The following is a 20,074-nucleotide window of genomic DNA, read 5'->3' as shown; positions in this document are numbered from 1 at the left end:
TAAAGGGGATTGAGCGCAATGGCGGGGCGACAAAAATAATGGTTTTATATTGACAAAATAGGTTACGGGGCGTATTATTAAGAAAATAGTGTATATACACATTGAATATTTTGTCCTTTATTTATACGAGAGGCGATAGAGCAATGGAGCATATTGTTGAGTGCTTTCCCAAAGTTCCCAGCCCGTGTCACTGTCTGAATATACGGCGGGCTTCCCAGGCGGTAACCCAATTTTATGAAAATATTTTGGCGCCCAGCGGGCTTAAACTAACCCAATATTCGTTATTGCGGCATCTGGAAATGGCGGAGCCGGTTGTTACCATCAGTGAACTGGCCAATTTTATGCGTATTGACCGCACCACTTTAAACCGGAAGATGAAACCGCTTATTGAGGCCGGCCTAATAGAAGTCGCTACGGGCAAAGATCCCCGTTGCCGGCAAATAATGCTGACTGATGCCGGCAGGTCTGCGTTGAGCGCCGCATTGAAGCTATGGGATAATGCGCAAACCTTGCTGCAGGAATATTTGGGAGAAACGGAGCTGGCGCAATTTAAGCATATAATAGCAAAATTGGAGGCCCTGACGCCGTAATTTTTTTATTAAATAAGTGTATATACACATAAAATTAATAAGGAGTGGTATGTAATGGAGGAACAAATTAGAAATTATATTTTGGAATTGGGAGTGGATGATGCCGGGTTTGCCTGCGCCGAGGATTATAAAAGTCCGAAGTCATATGAAATTTCAAGGCTCCTGCCTGATGCCAAATCCATCATCGTTATGGCCTTTAAACCTCTGAGCAGTTGCGAAAGTCCCAGTATGAGCGCTGCGCAAAACGGTTATTTGGATTTAGGTGCTTTTGCCAGATCCGCCAGTTACCGGATTGCGCGGTTTTTAGAGAACAAATACAATGCAAAAGTTGCTACCATCCCGGTTTCGTACCCGTTCGAGCTGCATAACGACCGCAGAGCCATAGCTGATTTTTCCCTGCGGCATGCCGCCGTTGCTGCCGGCTTGGGAGCTTTTGGCCGCCATAATCTCGTTATTCATCCCCGCTTTGGCACACGGGTTATTTTCACAAGTATTATTACAAACCTCGCTTTAGAGCCATCCCCCCAAACTAGCCAGGATTTTTGCATTCATTGTAATCTTTGTGTTGAAAATTGCCCGGTACGGGCATTAAATGAAGAAGGAAAAACAGATGTAATGAAATGTTTTGGCCATTCGCAGCCTTACGGCTTGACAGGCGATATTGCTTTCCAGTTGCAGCTTTTAGGCAGTTCAGCTGAGGAACAAAAAAAGCTGCTTATGGATGAACAATATGCCCGCTTGCGGCAAGCGGCCCATTTAGGCAATCAATACATGTGCTTTAACTGTTTGAAAATATGTCCCGTAGGATTATCGCCAGAATGATTTCTTAAGTAGTTTTTTAGGCCGGATCAGTGTGGAGGCCGGGAGGAAAAGAGAGGCTGGCCTAATTTGCATTAGGTTAGCCTCTGGTTTAGTTAAAGGAGACCTAATGCAGTCCGTTTCTGCGCAATAATTGCCTCCAGCTTATCGGCAGCTTTTGTAACATCATCCTCTAATATGATTTGTCCCCCGGTAATAGTAAGAAGCTGTTCGGTCAAAACGCTCGCAACCAGCTTGCTGCCGGTCACAAACGGCGGTTGTGCCAAATGCAAAGGCAAGCCGAGGGCTAAGCCGAAGGCTCCATCCGCCAGCGCCTGTTCCTCCAGCCATTGCGGAGCCGACAACACCAGCGGCAAGTTTGGTATATCCACACCTAACGTAGCCGCAATCTCCGTAGCGATAATCTCCAGGCGGCCAATCGCCAGACAAGGGCCAAAATTGAGCACAGGCGGAATACCCAACGTTTCACAGACTTCCTTGAGTTCATTTCCCGCCAGCTTAGCTGCACCGGGAGACATTAAACCGACGTTTTCAAGGCCGCCGCTGGAACAACCGGCTGAAAGCACCAATATATTCCGTTGAATAAGTTCCTTGGTAAGCTCTACCGTAAAGACATCGTGCCCTTTGGCGGTAAGGTTTGAGCAGCCGACAACCCCGGCGAGGCCTTTGATTTTGCCTTTAACGATCAGGGAAATTAAAGGTTGCCACGAACCGCCCAGGAACTCTTTTAATGAAATTTCGCTTAAACCGGTAACGCAATCGTCATGTCCATGTTCCTTAGGAATGCGTACATTGACTTGATGGCGGCGATTCTGATAGCTCTCAATAGCCTCATTAATAACGCGGTCCGCAATTTTTTTGCGATCTTCAAAGGTGTATGGCAAAAAATCGGCATTGGCTTTTTTGGCCATGTCATCCAAACAAATCATTTTCACTTGCATTTTATCGGCAATTGACTCGATTCCAGGCAGGGTGCAATTGAATTCCGAAAGAATAAGATCTATGCCGCCGGTGGCAATTACTGCCTCGCTAGTAAAGTTATTGCCCACGTGGCCGGAAAAAACATCCTGGCAATGTTGGCTGCGCAGTTGCAAGTCCTGGCCTACGCAGGTGCAGCCTATTAAGCGCAACCCTTTGGCTCCTGCCGCTTGGGCCCGGCTATATATGTCGTTTTCAATAAGGCGGTCTTGCAGATAGGCAAAAATTGCCTGTTGGTGACCTGTCAACATGATATTAATATACTCTTCATCAATGACTCTAAAACCAACCGGCGCCACCCGAATGGCTGGTTCACCAACAATGACATCGTTCACCAGATTGGTCAGCGCAAGTCCGTATAACCCTGTCGCTATGCCGAGCGTAAGGCAGTGAAACAGCATATTTACCGGATCACTGCTAAGATTTGTGGATGTCTTGACAATGGCGTCAAACACTTCCGATTTGGCGCCACCCGGCAATATGCCTAAGTTTTTCCAAACCTCAAAGCGCGGTTTATAAGCCAGCTTTTCCAATATTTCCATCTTGTCAAAGCGTGGTTTATACAAATCCGCCAATATCCTGTCGGCTACAAGTACTCCTTTTTGATGCAAATCAGGTTCGTCAATTCCCAGCATAGCCGCTAAACGGTTCAAGGCTGCTTCGCCCTTAAACACTCCCTGCGTAAGGGAAAGCTCTTTTAATGTTTGGGCGGCATTCTCAAGGACATGAATGTAGCAACCGGCGCCGGCGGCAACCGCCCGCAGAAAATTTCGCGCGACGATGGTATCGGCGTCAGCGCCGCAAACTCCGCGCGGCGATTGCGGTGTGACCCGGCAGGGGCCGTTGGAGCAAAGCCGGCAGCAAATTCCCTGCAGGCCAAAACTGCATTTAGCTCGTTGATCCTTTACCCGGTGGTGGGCTGTTTCCACATCAAGGGACGCGATAAAGCCCTGAAGTGTTGTGTCTGCAGATGAGCATACGCCACAATGTTGGTTAATCATACAAAAATCATCCTCCTAAAGTATACTATTTTGGTATAGTATTAATTGAGAAAAAAATCTGGGTTTATCCAGATTATATAAAAACAAGCTATATAAATTTATATATCTTGCTTTAATATACTTAAAAAGTTTATACGCTCCAACTCAGCCACCAAAACCTCATTTACTTTGCTTAATACTTGATGCGCCTTACAGTGAGCGGTGTAATGCTTATTGCAATATTCCGGATCATACAAACACCGGTTCATACATATAGGACCATCAATGGCCTCAATAACCGCTTTTAGATTTATTTGTTCCGGCGGCTTAGCTAATGCATAGCCACCTTTTATACCGCGAAAGGATTGAATAATACCTGATTTAATAAGCTTTGGTAATAATTTTAACAGGAATCGCAATGAGATGGCTTCATTGTCGGCTATGGTTTTAGCCCCGACAATTTCACCATATTCCAATTGGGACAAATATAATACTACCCGAATGGCATAATCCGCTTCCTGGGATATTCTCATTGACCACCTCTATACTATACTTTTTTAGTATAGTATAATAGTAGCACCTTTTAAAAATAACGTCAAGTATAATTTTTTTATAGGAACGCTGCGGCGCTAAGAATGCCCATGTGTCCTTATATTAGTAAAGCACACTATTCTGAAGCAATACAACTTTTATCAGGAAATTTAGGCTATTTTTTAAGAATTATCGACAAATGCAATCAATTTTGCTATTATTGTTTCATGGAAAAAGCAAAAAAGCAAAAAAGCAATAGAAAAGCAAAAACGCTAATGCTTCAGTCGCGTCAAAGCCGGATGAATGGGCCGGGAGGTAGCAAAATGAAAATAGCCACTCCTTATTACCTTATTGATGAGAAAAAACTGCTGCGCAACTTACAGATCATTCAGCAGGTGCGTCAGCTTGCCGGCGCCAAGTCGGTATTGGCGCTGAAATGTTTTTCCACCTGGTGTGTATTTGACTTAATGCGTAAATATATGGACGGCACTACTTCCAGCTCGCTTTTTGAAGCCCGCCTGGGGTTTGAAAAATTCGGCAAGGAGACTCATGCTTATTGTGTGGGATATTCCCGGGAGGATATCCTGGCTGTAGCCGAATTTGCCGACAAAATCATTTTCAATTCGGTTTCCCAGTTAGACAGATATTACGATATAGCGAAAGCAGCAAAAGTTGGTTTGCGCGTGAATCCGGGAATAAGTTATTCTCATTTCGATCTGGCCGACCCGGCCCGCAAGTATTCTCGGCTGGGAGTAACGGACAAGGAAGTGCTGGCCAAACAAATACCCCGCCTTAGCGGCTTGATGTTCCATTACAATTGTGAAAATGATGATTTTGAAACTTTCGTGCGGCAGCTTGATACCATCGGCGGCTGTTATGGGGATATGCTCAAACAGGTACAATGGGTCAGTCTTGGCGGCGGGTTATATTTTACCAAAGAGGGCTACCCGCTGGAAAAGTTCAGCAAAAAACTGGCGGACTTTGCCGGCGAGTTTAATGTGGAAATATATTTGGAACCGGGGGAAAGCGCTATTACCGGTTGCGCCGAACTGGTTACCAGCGTGGTTGATTTGGTGCATAATGAAATGGATATTGCCATCGTCGACGCTTCGGTGGAGGGGCATATGCCGGATCTGCTGATATACCGGCTGCCGGCCAAAATTGAAGCAAGCGGCAGAGGTGATCATAATCATAAATACATGGTCGCCGGACGATCTTGCCTCGCGGGAGACGTTTTTGGCACATTTCATTTTAAAGATAAGCTGGAAATCGGCAGTGAAATCCGGTTTGCCGATGCAGCCGGCTATACCATGGTAAAGAAGAATTGGTTTAACGGACTGCAGATGCCGGCCGTCGCCGTGCGCAGACTGGACGGTACTATTGAAGTCAGGCGCAAATTTAGTTATGCGGATTTCATGAATAACCTATCATGATTTTTTTACAAGCGCACACAAGCAAAGGAGAGGAGAAAAAGAGAGAAAAATGCGGAAAAACGTTTTAATTATCGGCGCCGGCGGCGTGGCCCATGTAGTTGCCCATAAATGTGCAATGTACAATGATGTGTTGGGTGATATCTGCATCGCTTCCCGTACCCGGCAAAAATGCGATGCCATCATCGAAAGCGTATTGCGCAAAAACCACTTGCGGGATTCGTCCAAAAAATTGTATTCGCGGGAAGTGAATGCTCTGGATATCTCGTCTTTGATTCATTTAATCAAAGACACTGAGTCGGAAATTGTCATCAATGTGGGCCAGGCCTATGTTAACATGTCGGTTTTGGAGGCCTGTATTGAAACCGGCGCAGTGTATATGGATACAGCCATCCATGAAGAACCGGACAAGGTTTGTGAAAACCCGCCCTGGTATGCCAATTATGAGTGGAAACGCAAAGAGCGTTGCCGGGAAAAGGGGATTACCGCAATTTTAGGTATCGGCTTTGATCCCGGTGTGGTCAATGCCTGGTGCGCGTTGGCGCAAAAAGACTATTTCGATACCATTGACACCATTGATATACTGGATGTCAACGCTGGCAGCCACGGCAAGTACTTCGCCACCAACTTCGACCCGGAGATTAATTTCCGGGAATTTAGGAAAGTATGGACCTGGATTAACCGGAAATGGGTACTGCAAAAGGTTCACTCCGTAAGAATGGACTACGACTTTCCCGTGGTGGGGAGACTTCCGGTGTACCTGAACGGACATGATGAACTGCATTCTCTTTCCAAGAACATTGACGCTAATTCCATTCGGTTCTGGATGGGCTTTGGCGATCATTATCTGAATGTGTTTTCCGTTTTAACCAACATCGGGCTTACCTCGGAAAAACCGGTAAAATTGGACGACGGCCGCGAAGTTGTGCCGCTGAAGGTGCTGAAGGCTCTGTTGCCTGACCCGTCCTCACTGGCTCCCGGCTATACCGGCAAAACCTGTATCGGCAATTTTATCCGGGGTACCAAAGGCCATGAACAGCGGGAAATCTTTATCTATAATATTTGCGATCATGCCGAGTGCTACCGGGAAGTGGAGTCCCAGGCCATAAGCTATACGGCCGGGGTACCACCGGTGGCGGCAGCTATTTTGGCCGCCCGCGGCGACTGGGATGTAAAACATATGGTGAATGTGGAAGAACTGGATCCAACGCCTTTTATTGAACTGCTGAATACAATGGGGCTGCCTACTGAAATTATTGAAACACCTGCACCCTTTACCCCGCCGGTCATTGAGTCATTAGAGTCTGTCTGACTATAGACAAAAACCTCCTGTGGATACCGATTGGTTATTCACAGGAGGTTTGCTTTTTTAAACTTTACGAGTGTAAATCATGTGGTTGTTTTATGCTTCCCTACTTTTTTGAGTTTTTGTCACGATTTCAGGAGATTGCTATAGTGGAAAATTTAAGAAAAGACGATTACATTACGATAATACTATACGGTAAATATTGGGCAATAAGGATTTACTACGTCAAGGACGCAAAGCCATGGGTCTACGGGCGTGGGAGCCTATGACAGCCAGGTTGCATTTAAAGCGACCTTAATGGGTCTCTATTTTTAATGACCGAATGGTGAACTAACTAGCGGAGACTAAAAAGATTGGAGTGATTCGGTTGAAAAGCATCCAGATGAAACTGACGGTCACCATCCTGGTCATCTTTCTGGTGGCGCTAGGGGCTTTAGGTGGACTAAATTACTGGAAAGCGCGGGAAATTATCAGTGAAAAAGTGACTGCCGATATGCAGCAACAAGCGGTTGGATCAGCTATAGCGATAGGCGATTGGCTAGAGGCTCACAAGATGGAGTTAAAGATGCTCGCATCTAATCCCATTCTTAGTAACGGCAGCCTTGATTCTGTGGTGCCAATTCTTGTTGCGGCTAAAAACAATAATAAAGAATATGACTCGCTTGTTTTTGCCGATCAGAACGGTGATTCCGTAAATGAAACCGGCTTCAAGGTGAATGTAGCAGACAGGCCTTATTTTAAACCGGCCATGAGCGGTCAAATCTTTATTTCTGATCCGGTTGCGTCAAAGGCGACGGGTCATTTAACAATAGTAATCGCGATTCCTGTTAAAGCTGGCGATAAAGTCGTAGGTGTATTGCTTGGACCAATTGATATGGATGAGCTTAGCAAAAGAGTTTTGGACATAAAGATTGGTCAGACCGGTTACGTATATGTCTGCCAAAAGGACGGCTTGGCAATAATCCATCCCGACCCGAATGTGGCAATGAAGAGCAATTTTTTGACCGATCCCAATGCCGATCCTGGCCGTAAGGCAATGGCTGCACGAATGGTGACAGGGGAAAAGGGCACTGCCATAATGACGGCTATGGGAATAGATAGATATTACGCTTATGCACCGGTGCCGGGTGTCAGTTGGTCATTGGGAGTCACTGTGCCTAAAGCGGAGGTAACAGATGCCGTTTCCGCATTAACCTGGGTATCATTGATTACCGCGGCGGCCGTGCTGTTACTGGCAGCGATTGTTATTGCTTGGTACGCCCGGCGCATGGTTATTCCGATCCGTACGATGGTGGCCTACAGCGAAGGGATCGCCAACGGCGATCTGAGAGACCGCGGGCGTATGATCATCTATTCCCAAGATGAGATTGGCCAACTGGCCGATTCGCTTGTGCGGATGCGAGGCAATTTGCACGGCCTGATTAAACAAGTTAGCGCTGCTACTGACCAGGTCGCAGCGTCGAGCGAAGAACTTACAGCCAGCGCTGAGCAATCGGCCCAGGCGGCCAACCAGATCGCTCAGGTTATCGGAGAAGTAGCCACAGGAGCAGAAAACCAACTAAAAGCAGTAGACAACACTTCCGCCGTCGTTGGCCAGATGTCGGCAGGCATCCAGCAAATCGCAGCCAATGCCAACACGGTGGCCAACACTTCGGCCAAGTCGGCCGAAGCGGCCAAGGAGGGCAGCAACGTTGTGCAAAAAGCCATCACTCAGATGGGCCATATTGAGGAAACCGTCACCCAGTCGGCCCAAGTGGTGACCAAGCTGAGCGAGCGGTCCCAGGAAATCGGACAGATCGTTAATACCATCTCAGGTATCGCCGGACAAACCAACCTCCTGGCCTTAAACGCTGCTATCGAGGCGGCGCGGGCCGGTGAGCAGGGGCGCGGCTTTGCGGTGGTAGCCGAGGAAGTGCGTAAGCTGGCTGAGCAGTCTCAGGATGCAGCAAAAAAAATTGCCGAACTGATCGCAGAAATTCAGGGAGACACCGACAGCGCGGTGGTAGCTATGAACGGCGGGACCAGAGAAGTCCGTATCGGGGCGGAAGTTGTCAATGACGCCGGGAAAGCCTTTCAGGCAATCTACGGGTCAATCAATGAAGTATCGGCCCAGATGAGGGAAATATCGGCAGTCATCCAGCAGATGGCCAGCGGCAGTCAGCAGATTGTTACATCGGTGCGGGAGGTCGACGCCATCAGCAAAAGTACTGCCGGCCAGTCGCAGACAGTCTCGGCGGCGAGCGAGGAACAGTCCGCGACGATGGAGGAAATCGCCTCGTCGAGCCAGGCGCTGGCAAGGATGGCCGGAGAATTGACCCAAGCCGTCAGCAAGTTCAGGGTATAGGGGGTGCTTGAATGGCGGAGGACGATAATATTATGTGGTAAATATTAGTCAATAAGGTGATAGAGTGATACAAAATATCAGAGGTAACAATTCCATAAGCACGATTGAAACTTTTAACCCACTACAAACTATAAAAAAAGCTCAAAACAACTCATATTCCGATAGTTTCCTTAAAACGGAAACGCTGTTTTCTACTATACCGGACGTATATTCCAACAAAATGGAGGAACCAATTAGTCCTAGTGACGAAAAGTATTTTGGAATTGCATCTAATGGTACTAATACCTTAAGGTTTCCAGCAGACAATGCGCCGCTATCCGCCAAGAAAGCATGGGTTGAAGCAATGAAATCATTAACGCCTGATGAACAATTCATGGCTAAAACTGAAATATTTATAAGAGTGCCGAGCCGAGCTTTCGGATTGGTGATGCTCAAAATTTTATAAATAACATAACCTCTTACCAAGACTTTCTCAATAAAGTTATTGCTGAGAATAAAAAAAACCTAACTGAAGGAGCAGGGTTAGATGCTGATGACCGGAAAGCCATACGGCATATGGTTGAGATTGATCAATCTATATTAAACATTTTTAGAAAATATAATGTTAAATAATTATTGAATAACTCCTTTCCATTTATGTCATTGCCAGGGAATAGTACCGGTACTCTTGGGACATTTACTGTTAAAGCTACTGGGGTTAACGGCGGCGGTACATTCCAGGATTACGTCCTTAATGTAGCCAGAAATTAATATGCCATTATTATAAAATAGTAAGCCCTCATCCGAGAAGGAAAAGGAAAACTTTCTTTAGGATTGAGGGCTTTTTGCGTGTCAACGAGAATACCTTGCTATGTGGGATCGGCCAACCGAATATATTAAAGCGTCACTGCCTTAAATACTAAGTAATGACATTGGTGGTTTTATTAGGGACGCCGAAAAAATTATGACAATTATTAAGGAGGAGAAAGAATACCGCACCTGCTTAGTTCGCAGAGGTAAACCGGACTTGATCAAATGCAGAAATCGTATTACAATTTAATGGAAATAAGGATTTGGGGGCGACGTTACCCGGATAGCTCCAGGCTTGGGAGGCGTACGATGTTTGGCTATTTCCTGCTAACCCCGCGCCGGCGGCGCAAGGGAATGGCCATTGCACAATCATAGTGAAAAGCAGCAGACTCAGGTTTGCCGTTATCGCCGCTAGGCTGGGCCATAGCGGGGGAAAATGATTTTGCCAAGGAAGAGGGGGAACTCACTATATGGGTACCGAACCCAAAAAAAATAAACATGGGCTGACAGAGGCGGAATTTCTGGTCAGGTATGATCCAGGAAAGTTTGAGAGACCTTCTGTGACGGTAGATGCATTGATTTTTACAGTTACGGACGAGGATCATGAGGATCATAGCCAACAAAAGCCACCCGGGAAAAGAATAAGCTTATTAATGATTAAGAGAGCGGACCATCCTTGTATCGGCCGGTGGGCTTTGCCCGGAGGGTTTGTGAATATGGATGAAAACCTTGATGCAGCAGCTGCCAGGGAATTGGAAGAAGAGACCGGTGTGAAAAATGTATATATGGAACAACTTTATACCATGGGAGAAGTGGGAAGAGATCCCCGCACCCGCACCATTAGCGTGGTGTACATGGCGTTGATTCCAAGTAATGCCGTGGAGCTAAAAGCGGGGGATGATGCTGCGAAGGCGGCGTGGTTTGACGTCGATGAAGAAATTATCGAAAGCGGCTGCGGTAATAACCGGCAGTGGCAGTTAGCAAGACTTTCCCTTCAAAATAAGTCCATGGAAATTGAACTTACCGCAACCATTAAATTTTTTAATGAGCCGGAGGGAAGGGTTAAAGGCACTCTTTTAGATGCCGGCGGCATCGCCTTTGATCATGGGAAAATAATACTGTATGGGCTGCAGCGTTTGCGGGAAAAAAACGAAAGCTTTTAAGAAGACATTTGGCAATAATATCCGCCTTCATCTGCTAACCGCCATCGATTCCCTGCTTTATTTTCCCCGATTCTTTGTGTATAATAGAACAGTCATATGTCAAGAAGAATATGATATAGAAGTATCACCGGTGAGGGTGAAAAACTGGGGAGAGTAATGAATAAATGACAGCCTGGAATGTATTTGAGATTATGGGTATAGTAGCTTTCGCCGTTTCCGGAGCACTGACGGGTATACAAAAGCGGGTTGATATTTTTGGAGTACTGGTGCTGGCTGTAACCACGGCTGTTGGCGGCGGAATAATGCGCGATGTGATTATAGGCAATACACCGCCCCTTACTTTTCGCGATCCGACTTTTTTCATCATTAGCGCCATTGCAACAATTGGTGTTTGTTTTACCTATCGTTGGCTGGACAAATTTAAACATACGATTCAAATATTTGATGCCATTGGCTTGGGAGCCTTTACTGCCACAAGCGCCAATCTTGCTATTGAGCATAACCTGAATACTTTGTTTATCGTAACCACTGTTGCCGTTATTACGGGAATTGGCGGAAGTGTCCTGCGGGATGTGTTTGTTAAGGAGATTCCTTATGTTTTCCGGCAGGAAGTCTACGCTATCACTACCATTGCCGGCGCGATAAGCTTTTACTATGCCCAATTTTATTTTACCGGCAATATTCCTTTGTATCTTTGTTTTTGTATTACAACCGGCCTGCGAATTTGCTGCATTATGTACGGAATTAATTTCCCTGTCATTGGAGTCAACTCTGGCGGCAGGACATAGAGGCTGAACAGCCCCCGGGAATTTACTGTTGCATTATTTACATGTATTGATTATAATTAATTCACAGTGGCAACGAATGTCACCCTATGAATCGTCAGAAAACGACAATTTTACTAAGAATAACCATGCATGCCATGAAGGTTTTTCCGGAAAGAAATATCTGGAGCTATTATGGTATTATTTTTTTGGCTCTCGCGCAGGTGGTTAGATGCAATTTTTGTGGTGGTTTAGTGGTTTATTGGGGGGATTTTATGGACATTGCCGTGGTTGATGGCCAAGGTGGCGGAATTGGCAAAATTATTATTGAGAAAATACGGGACGAATTTCGCAATACCGTCGAAATTTTGGCAATCGGCACGAATTCTCAGGCTACTTCCGTCATGCTCAGAGCCGGGGCCAATGAAGGTGCTACCGGGGAAAGCGCTCTGATTTGCAACGTTGATCAAGTGGATTTGATTGTCGGTTCCCTTAGCATCATTTTGCCTAACTCCATGAGGGGGGAATTAACGGCTAAGATGGCCAAGCGAGTGGTTGTCAGCAAGGCAAGAAAGCTTTTATTGCCACTTCATCGTAACAATCTTGATATAGTCGGCTTGCACTCAGAGCCGCTGCCACACATGGTGGATGCCTTGGTTTCACAAATAAAACAATACATGGAAAACGAAGGGGGTAATCGCAATGTGCGAGGCTAATGTTTATCTTTACCGGGATGACATAGGGAAAGAAGAATTGTTTATGGAACAGGTTGATAAAGTGGTGCCTCAGAATGGTGAGCTCTATTTGGAAAACATTTTTGGGCAGCGAAAAACGATTGCTGCCAGAATTAGAGAACTGAGCTTGGTCGATCACCGGGTCATCCTGGAGATAGTAAAGGAATCAGAAGCCGGTTGATCACTAAAATATAATATATAGGCACAAACTACCCATGTTTTTATAAATATGGGTAGTTTTTTTAGCTAAAAAAGAAAGCATATATTAAGGACGGCGCAGGACGGCCTTATTAACGCTCCGACACATCGGTCCTCCGCCTATAATAAGGCTGTCCTGCGCCTGCTGAGCGTCAAAAAGACGCGTTAGCTGAATAATCGCCGGTTAGCCGGTTATTCTTCATCATCAACCAACCATATTATAGTGAGAACAATTACTGCACCAGTTGCATACCACCATGGTGATAAATTATCGAGCCATTCAAACATGGCTGACACCGCCTTTGCGTGGAATTCACTTTCGCTGCACAGGGCGGACGTGAATTCTTTCAGACTGACTGAAGGCTGACTAAGCAAGCAGATCAATAGCGGTCATGGCCATAGCCTTAGCTCCTACCAGCAACCGTTCCTGGGCGTAATCGGATGCTGCTGCTGCGGCGAACGCTGGTGTATGAGCTACAAGATTGCAGCCGATGCCGATATCGGGATGGATGGTGGGCACGGCGTGGCTGACATTCCCGACATCGGTTGACCCGTCGGCATCTTCCGGTTTGAGGACGGTTACTGTTTCGCCCAAGAGGGCCATATTATTTTGGAATAATTCCAAAAGCCGGGGGGAATTGATTAATTCTTTAAATAACGGTTCATAATGCACGGTTTCAACTGTTGTACCGCTAGCCAGAGCAACTCCCGCCGCCAGCCGCCGTACTGCCGGAATTACCGTCTCTTCCAGGTAATGGGATGACAACGCCCGGATGGTAAATTTCGCTTCCGCCGCATCAGGCACAACATTGGGTGCCGTCCCGCCTTTAGTGACAATTCCGGCCAGAATGGTCTCCTGGATAAAGGTCTGCCGCAGCATCTTTATTCCTTGATAAAACATGACCAAAGCGTCTAATGCGTTGACGCCTTTGTCGGTTTTGCTGGCCACATGGGCGGGACGCCCGCGGAAAGTTATCCGTAACGGATGGGTTGCGTAGGAAGTACCTCCCAGGTAGTTGCCGTCTGCCGGATGAACAATCAGGGCCGCCGTTAAGCCGTCAAAAACGCCGTCCGCTGCCATGGCTACTTTAGCCCCGCTGGTCTCTTCCGCCGGACAGCCGATCAAAAAAGAAACAGCCCGGTCACCGGCCACGGCTGCCAATGCCGCCGCCGCCCCCCAACTCATAGCGGCAATCAGATTGTGGCCGCAGGCATGGCCCAATTCCGGCAAGGCGTCATATTCGGCTAAAAAAGCGATTTTAGGGCCCTTACTTCCTTTCTTGGCAATGAAGGCCGTTTCATAGCCGCTAATATTCTGCTGCACTGTGAACCCGCGCTGTTCCGCGGCGGTGATAAGTAACCGGGCCGCCTGATATTCCTTACCCCCCAATTCCGGATTTTTGTGTAAAAAAAGGCTAATTTCCCTGAGTTCCGGCGCCATAGCCGTCACTGCGTCCATAACTCTCTCTTTCAGTGCTTTTTTATCGCTTATTTTTTTCGCCTCCTTTAAGTTAAGTTAAGTTAAGTTAAGTTAATCACTGGTAGCTGTTTCCGTAACCACCAGCCCCCCCGCTTCAGTATCCAATACCGCTATGACCCCCAGGGGCAGAGTGGCTTTATCCGCCGTGTGGCCAAAGTATAAATTATAGAGGACTGGTTTGTTTAAGTTCCCTAAACGGTCCCCCAGCACCTCGGCCACAGTGAAGCTGGGTGGTTTTGCCTCTGTATCGCAGTCGACGCATACATCAAACACAATTCCGGCCGCATTCTGCAGTTTACCGGCCAGTAACAGCTGGGTCAGCATGCGGTCGATACGGTACGGGGCCTCGCCTACCTCTTCCAGGCAGAGAATTTTTCCGCAGGTATCAATCTCGTAGGGTGTTCCCAGGGTGGCGGCAATCAGGCTTAAGTTTCCCCCTGCCAGGTACCCTTGAGCCGTTCCCGGCACAATAAATACGGGCGGTTGGGCGGCCGGCGGATTGCTGACGGGTCCGAGGGGTTCGGGAGCAGAAATAGCCCGGGAGAAATATTCCCAAGTATAATCGGATAAGCCTTTTCCCATGTCTGACGCGGCCATTGGCCCATGGAAGGTGATAAGACCGGTACGTCGGCCAATACTTATATGCAGGGCTGTGATATCGCTGTAGCCTACAAACACCTTGGGATGGGTCCGGATATTGTCATAATCAAGGAGTTCCAGCAGCCGCATGGTGCCATAGCCGCCACGGAGGCAGACAATACCGGCAATATCAGGCGATGCGAACATGGCATTGATGTCGGCGGCCCGCGCGGCATCCGGCCCGGACAGATATCCCAGGGTTTGATCAATTGTCACACCCAGTTGCACCCGGTAACCCCGTTCTTCCAGCCAGCTTACTCCCGCTGCGGCCAATTCCGGCTCCCCGGGGCTGGCGGGGGCGATTACGCCGATAGTATCCCCCGGGCGAAGCCGCTTGGGTTTTATACGGCCAATAGCTTCCATACCGTCATCTCCTTAAGATATTGTAAAGAGATATATGTAATTGTTATTTCTTGTATCTACTCAGCTGTCGAAAATGCCACGAACTGCTTAGAAATCGTCAGGTACCGTTGCATATCATAAAACATATTGTGAATAGCAACTCATATGCTGCTAAGTAAACATAGTCAGACCGCCTAGGCGCGACGACGATTCTGATTTCATTTGTCTGGCACAATAGTTTGTGCGGGGACCTCACGGAGGCGTACTGCTTGTACGTCGGAGTGAGGACCGCAGAAGCACGATTCTGATTTCGTTAGTGTTATCAACGCAAGTTAACTTGTCGCAGATGACAGCAACGCAGATGGTGCGGCGCCGCAGATGGCGGTTTATAAGCAGTTCCCTACTTAATGTGAATAGTAACTACTTTTCTATATATGCCGTCTTGAAGTCGGCAATTCCAAGTGCCGACCAGAAATAGCCTTTAACATACGGGCGGGAAAGATAAGGCAGCGTATTATAATAAATAGGAATAATCACCGCATCATCAAAGAGAATTTTTTCCGCATCATGCATGGCCTGCATTCGGACTTTTTGGTCATTGCCGGCTTGAGCCTGCTCCACCAGGAGATTATAGGCCGGATTGCTATATTTCGCGTCATTGTTGGGGTCTTTAAATACATCCATGAATGTCATTGGATCGGCATAGTCCCCGACCCACGAGGCCCGGGCAATCTGGAATTCACCTTGTGCCCGCGAGGCTAAAAACACTTTGGCCTCCTGATTGGTTAGATTAACGGCTACACCCAGGTTTTTTTTCCACATTTCCTGAATGGCTTCGGCAATGGATTTATGTATTTCGCTGGTATTGAACAGAAGGGTGATGGGCGGCAGTCCTTGGCCATCGGCATAGCCGGCTTCGGCCAACAATTTTTTCGCCAGCGCTGTATCTTCTACGGCATAATTGCCGGCTTCTTCCCGAAAGTCCCTGCCGGAAGCAGGATTTACCAGACCGGGAGCCACCCAGGCATAAGCCGGTTGTTTACCGCCTTTGACTATGTTTTTCACCAGCGCGTCACGGTTAATCGCCGCCGCAAATGCCTTGCGGACTTTTGGATCGTCAAACGGCGCCTTGCTGGTATTAAATACATAGTAGTATGTGCCGAGATAGGGCGAAATTTTCAGCAGTGCGGCTTGGGTAAGCCGATCGTGTTCTACTGCAGGCGGTTCCACCATCATATCGACTTGATTGTTCTCAAAGAGCGCCAGCCGGGTGGTCTGAGAATCACTGATCGGCCATTCCATTTTCGGCAGTTTAACGAGAACTGCATCCCAGTATTGATTGTTTTTTTCAAATTCAATTTTTCCGTTGTGAACCCAAGCGGTGATTTTGAACGGGCCGTTGCCGATCAAAGTCCGGACATCGGTCGCCCATTTAGCGGCGTTGGCTGTTACTGTCTGCCGGTTAACGGGATAGAAGGCATGAAATGCCGCCAGGCTTAAGAAGTATGGCGTAGGTTTTTCCAACGTTACTTCCAGCGTATGCTCATTTAAAGCCTTTACTCCTACCTGATCCGCCGTTGCTTTTTTCTCGTTATAAGCTTGACCATTTTTTAACGGGTATAACATATACGCATTCTCGGAAGCAATATCAGGATTTAATACCCGTTTCCAGGCAAACTCAAAGTCTTGAGCGGTGACCGGCTCGCCATTGGACCATTTGGCATTTGGCCGCAGATAGAAGACGTATTTTATCCCATCGGGGGATACGTCCCATTTTTCCGCTACGCCCGGGATGGCCTGATCCCTTGCATCCAGCCGGGTCAAGCCTTCAAAAACCTGCGCCTCTACCAGGGATTCCGGAATGGCTGTGGAATTGGCCGGATCCAGCGTTGCCGGTTCTGCTTCCAAGGCATAACGAAATACCTGACCTCCATTGATATTGCCGGATTTTCCGCAGCCTGCCGCCAATATCGCCAGCATTGCCGCCGCCAGCATTGCCGCCAGGATTTTTTTGTACCGCATCATGATTCCTCCTTATTTCTCCTTGTGAAAATATTCATAGATAACTTTGCCAATAGAGGCTACCAGCTGAATTCCCTGCTGATTGGCTGCAAGGTCGCCGGTCAGAACGCAAATTATATATGGACCGCCCGGCAAAAAAAGTATGCCGGCATCATGCTCCACTCCTGTCAAAGTTCCCGTTTTGTGAGCCATTACCGTTTTGGCGGGCAGGTAAAAGGGTAGCTTATCCCGGATTTGTTGCCGGGTCAGGATATCCATCATCAGCGCGCCGTAAGATTCCGGCAGTCCCCGGCTATGATAAATATTTGCAAACATGAGCGCCAAATCTGCTGCCGAGGTATAGTTCTCTTTGCCGGCCAGGGCTGCGTCAAAATCCATCATCCGGCGTCGCAGCACCGTTGACTTTAAACCAAGACCGGTTATCGTTTTGTTTATTGCCTCCATACCGGCGAGGTCAATCAGCATATTGGTAGCTGTATTGTCGCTGAGGATAATCATCAGCGTGACAAGCTCCCGCACAGTCAGCGTCAGACCCGGGCGCAACTCTTTTAGAATACCGGCGCCGCCTGTTCGGAAACAACTGGTTACAGTTAGGGAATCATCCAACGAAATGGTACCGGCGGCAGCCTGACGCATAATTTCGTACATGATGGGAACTTTTATCATGCTGGCGGCGGGAAACACCATTTCCGGGTTTAGTTCCAATCTGGCCCCGGTGGATTGATTTACGATTACCATTCCCCAGCGGCCGGTATATGCTGTTAAGATCCTTTCAATGTTTCGGTGCAATATTTCCATAAATTCGCTCCATTTAACCACGTGCGCCAAGAAGTCCCCCCTCTTAGCTTTCCTTGCTCGCGATAGCGAGAGCGAAGATGGGGGATGAATTGCCGCCTCTCGTTTTTTGTATTGTTATACAATAATCGTCATGATATAATCAGTAGTATAGATATATATGGCGGTGAATCCCATGGAATTAGATAATAACAATCATTCAGTATTCTTGATGTACTACCACCTCGTTTTGGTTATAAAATATCGCCGAAAAGTGATTGATGATACAAACTCTGCACGGCTCAAAGAAATATTTGAGTATATTGCACCAAAATACAACATCGCTTTGCAAGAGTGGAATCATGAGGAAGACCATGTACATATTTTGTTCAAGGCACAGCCCAACAGCGAATTATCCAAATTCATCAATGCCTACAAAAGTGCATCTTCCCGTCTTATCAAAAAAGAATATCCTGTTATCAAAAAATACCTATGCAAAGAATATTTCTGGTCAAGAAGCTTTTGTATGCTAACTACAGGCGGTGCGCCAATCGAAGTCGTCAAACATTATATTGAAAGCCAAGGGGAAAAGATATGAACAAGGCTTACAAGTACCGCCTATATCCTGACCCGGAACAGAAGAATCTTATTAATAAAACATTCGGCTGCGTGCGCTTTGTCTATAACAAAATGCTGGCTAACCGCAAAGAAATATATGAACAATTCAAGGACGATAAAGAAGCACTAAAAGCGCAAAAATACTTGCTTCCTGCCGACTTCAAAAAAGAATTTGAGTGGCTTAAAGAAGTAGACAGTTTGGCACTTGCTAATGCCCAACTCAACCTGCAAACAGCTTATAAGAATTTCTTTCGCGATAAAATCATAGGTTTTCCAAAATTCAAAAGCAAGCACCACAGTAGAAAGTCCTATACTACCAATAATCAAGGTGGAACAATCCGGCTTGTTGATAATAAAACAATCCGATTGCCAAAACTAAAAGATGTAAGAATTAAACTCCATCGGCAAATGCCGCTACAAGCAGCCATAAAGTCTGCAACAATAAGCAAAACACCTACAGGCAAATATTATATAGCCATTTTGGTAGAATACGAAACTAAGATAAAACCTGTTACGCCAAAACCGGAAACTGTGTTAGGTCTGGATTATTCTTCAAAATCATTGTTTGTCGATAGCCAAGCGAACAATGCTGATTATCCAAAGTTCTACCGTAAGGCAGAGGAAAAACTAAGGAAAGCACAGCGTAAATTGTCCAAGCGGAAGAAAGAGGGTAAAAACCGCGAGAAACAACGCCGCAAGGTAGCCAAATTGCATGAGAAAGTAGCCAATCAGCGTAAAGACTTCTTGCACAAGCTGTCCAGACAGATAGCCAATGTCTATACAGCAATTGCAATCGAAGAGTTAAATATGCGAGGTATGGCGCAAAGCCTAAATCTGGCAAAATCCACAAATGATAATGGCTTCGGAATGCTCAAAACATTTCTGACGTACAAACTTGCAGAACAAGGAAAGCAGTTAGTCGTTATCGACAAATGGTTTCCGTCCAGTAAGAAGTGCAGCTTTTGTGGCAATGAAAACAAAGAGCTGACATTAGCGGACAGAGCTTGGACTTGTAGCCATTGTGGAGCAGAATTAGACCGTGACATCAATGCTGCCATCAATATCAAAAATGAAGGTTGCCGTATACTCAATATAGCCTAATCAAAAATATAGAACCGTTGGGCAAACGGGGATAACTTGGTAATTATACCGGCGTTAGCTGGTACGTCCCAAGAAGCCCCGCCTCTAAGCGTTAGCATAGGCGGCGGGAGTATGTCACAAAATTCTACAATCCCCAAATCTTTGTTTTAAAATTTTTATTTAGGCTATGTAAAATTGTTGCAGGAACATAATTATATCAGGAACATAATTATATTATGAAGAAAATATCCAGAAATTACTAATTTTATTTTTGCCTATGATTGCATAGTACGCCGCAAGTACAACTCGATCTGCCACGACCTTTGTCTTGTCTGCTAAAATCTAAACTGGACGAAATCTTACAATTGTGTTAAAATTTAATAAATTGAGAAAATAACATATTTGGCAAACTTTTTGAAAAAAAAGGACGCAAAGCCATGGGTCTAAGGGTTGATTATGTCTATGACTGCCAGGTTGCCTTCCGGAAAAAAGT

At 46.6% G+C, this 20,074-nt stretch carries 18 protein-coding genes and 2 riboswitches; of the genes, 12 read left to right on the top strand and 6 right to left on the bottom strand.

Going from position 1 to position 20,074, the window contains the following annotated elements:
• Positions 1–143 precede the first annotated feature (143 nt).
• On the top strand, positions 144–590 hold the full coding sequence (locus MAMMFC1_RS04070) for a MarR family winged helix-turn-helix transcriptional regulator (RefSeq protein WP_126306709.1): 447 nt from the start codon (positions 144–146) through the stop codon (positions 588–590).
• 54 nt (positions 591–644) lie between these two features.
• On the top strand, positions 645–1,412 hold the full coding sequence (locus MAMMFC1_RS04065; RefSeq protein ID WP_126306707.1) for a 4Fe-4S binding protein: 768 nt from the start codon (positions 645–647) through the stop codon (positions 1,410–1,412).
• A 92-nt stretch (positions 1,413–1,504) separates the two neighbouring features.
• Here the strand turns inward: MAMMFC1_RS04065 and cooS are convergent, their stop codons facing one another.
• The gene (cooS, locus tag MAMMFC1_RS04060; protein ID WP_126306705.1) at positions 1,505–3,388 is read right to left on the bottom strand and encodes an anaerobic carbon-monoxide dehydrogenase catalytic subunit; all 1,884 of its coding nucleotides are present in this window, start codon (positions 3,386–3,388) and stop codon (positions 1,505–1,507) included.
• A 98-nt stretch (positions 3,389–3,486) separates the two neighbouring features.
• Positions 3,487–3,900 (bottom strand): RrF2 family transcriptional regulator, encoded by a 414-nt coding sequence (locus MAMMFC1_RS04055; RefSeq protein ID WP_126306703.1) that lies wholly within the window; start codon positions 3,898–3,900, stop codon positions 3,487–3,489.
• A 321-nt stretch (positions 3,901–4,221) separates the two neighbouring features.
• On the opposite strand from MAMMFC1_RS04055, the gene nspC reads away from it, so the two are divergent.
• From nspC to MAMMFC1_RS04015, 8 genes are all read left to right on the top strand, one after another.
• Entirely contained in the window at positions 4,222–5,331 is a 1,110-nt protein-coding gene (nspC, locus tag MAMMFC1_RS04050; RefSeq protein ID WP_126306701.1) for a carboxynorspermidine decarboxylase, read from the top strand.
• Between the two features lie 49 nt (positions 5,332–5,380).
• Positions 5,381–6,640 carry a saccharopine dehydrogenase family protein gene (locus tag MAMMFC1_RS04045; protein WP_126306699.1) on the top strand — a complete coding sequence of 420 codons (1,260 nt, stop codon included), beginning with the start codon at positions 5,381–5,383 and terminating at the stop codon, positions 6,638–6,640.
• 178 nt (positions 6,641–6,818) lie between these two features.
• Positions 6,819–6,919, top strand: a riboswitch (cyclic di-GMP riboswitch).
• A gap of 82 nt (positions 6,920–7,001) precedes the next feature.
• The gene (locus MAMMFC1_RS04040; RefSeq protein WP_126306697.1) at positions 7,002–8,978 is read left to right on the top strand and encodes a methyl-accepting chemotaxis protein; all 1,977 of its coding nucleotides are present in this window, start codon (positions 7,002–7,004) and stop codon (positions 8,976–8,978) included.
• A 220-nt stretch (positions 8,979–9,198) separates the two neighbouring features.
• Positions 9,199–9,423 carry a hypothetical protein gene (locus tag MAMMFC1_RS22235; RefSeq protein ID WP_145987610.1) on the top strand — a complete coding sequence of 75 codons (225 nt, stop codon included), beginning with the start codon at positions 9,199–9,201 and terminating at the stop codon, positions 9,421–9,423.
• 814 nt (positions 9,424–10,237) lie between these two features.
• A complete protein-coding gene (locus MAMMFC1_RS04030) occupies positions 10,238–10,930 on the top strand; it encodes an NUDIX domain-containing protein (RefSeq protein WP_126306693.1) in 693 nt (230 codons plus the stop codon).
• 164 nt (positions 10,931–11,094) lie between these two features.
• On the top strand, positions 11,095–11,718 hold the full coding sequence (locus tag MAMMFC1_RS04025; protein WP_126306691.1) for a trimeric intracellular cation channel family protein: 624 nt from the start codon (positions 11,095–11,097) through the stop codon (positions 11,716–11,718).
• A gap of 86 nt (positions 11,719–11,804) precedes the next feature.
• Positions 11,805–12,410 carry a DUF3842 family protein gene (locus MAMMFC1_RS04020; RefSeq protein WP_232035648.1) on the top strand — a complete coding sequence of 202 codons (606 nt, stop codon included), beginning with the start codon at positions 11,805–11,807 and terminating at the stop codon, positions 12,408–12,410.
• Positions 12,397–12,609 (top strand): CooT family nickel-binding protein, encoded by a 213-nt coding sequence (locus tag MAMMFC1_RS04015; RefSeq protein ID WP_126306687.1) that lies wholly within the window; start codon positions 12,397–12,399, stop codon positions 12,607–12,609. Before MAMMFC1_RS04020 ends, MAMMFC1_RS04015 begins: the two co-directional genes overlap by 14 nt.
• Before the next feature lie 384 nt (positions 12,610–12,993).
• Here the strand turns inward: MAMMFC1_RS04015 and MAMMFC1_RS04010 are convergent, their stop codons facing one another.
• The 4 genes from MAMMFC1_RS04010 to MAMMFC1_RS03995 form a co-directional block, all read right to left on the bottom strand.
• Positions 12,994–14,085: an amidohydrolase gene (locus tag MAMMFC1_RS04010; protein ID WP_126306685.1), complete on the bottom strand. Its 1,092-nt coding sequence runs from the start codon at positions 14,083–14,085 to the stop codon at positions 12,994–12,996.
• 72 nt (positions 14,086–14,157) lie between these two features.
• Positions 14,158–15,108 carry a S66 peptidase family protein gene (locus tag MAMMFC1_RS04005; protein ID WP_126306683.1) on the bottom strand — a complete coding sequence of 317 codons (951 nt, stop codon included), beginning with the start codon at positions 15,106–15,108 and terminating at the stop codon, positions 14,158–14,160.
• A 399-nt stretch (positions 15,109–15,507) separates the two neighbouring features.
• Positions 15,508–17,109, bottom strand: coding sequence for a peptide ABC transporter substrate-binding protein (locus tag MAMMFC1_RS04000; RefSeq protein ID WP_126310431.1), 1,602 nt, complete (start codon positions 17,107–17,109; stop codon positions 15,508–15,510).
• Positions 17,110–17,121: 12 nt separating this feature from the next.
• The gene (locus MAMMFC1_RS03995) at positions 17,122–17,928 is read right to left on the bottom strand and encodes a serine hydrolase (RefSeq protein ID WP_232035781.1); all 807 of its coding nucleotides are present in this window, start codon (positions 17,926–17,928) and stop codon (positions 17,122–17,124) included.
• Positions 17,929–18,079: 151 nt separating this feature from the next.
• Between MAMMFC1_RS03995 and tnpA the strand changes: the two genes are divergently transcribed.
• Together tnpA and MAMMFC1_RS03985 are read left to right on the top strand one after the other, a co-directional pair.
• Complete coding sequence (gene tnpA, locus MAMMFC1_RS03990; protein ID WP_126306681.1) at positions 18,080–18,481, top strand: IS200/IS605 family transposase; 402 nt, start codon at positions 18,080–18,082, stop codon at positions 18,479–18,481.
• Positions 18,478–19,602 (top strand): RNA-guided endonuclease TnpB family protein, encoded by a 1,125-nt coding sequence (locus MAMMFC1_RS03985; RefSeq protein WP_126306679.1) that lies wholly within the window; start codon positions 18,478–18,480, stop codon positions 19,600–19,602. The genes tnpA and MAMMFC1_RS03985 overlap by 4 nt, the downstream gene beginning before the upstream one ends.
• A 373-nt stretch (positions 19,603–19,975) precedes the next feature.
• Positions 19,976–20,063: riboswitch (cyclic di-GMP riboswitch) on the top strand.
• Positions 20,064–20,074: the final 11 nt, after the last annotated feature.

The sequence above is a fragment of the Methylomusa anaerophila genome, assembly GCF_003966895.1.
Taxonomy (GTDB): Bacteria; Bacillota; Negativicutes; order Sporomusales; family Sporomusaceae; genus Methylomusa; species Methylomusa anaerophila.
Note: the sequence above shows the minus strand (reverse complement) of the source record. Positions and strands in the feature narration are given on the sequence as shown.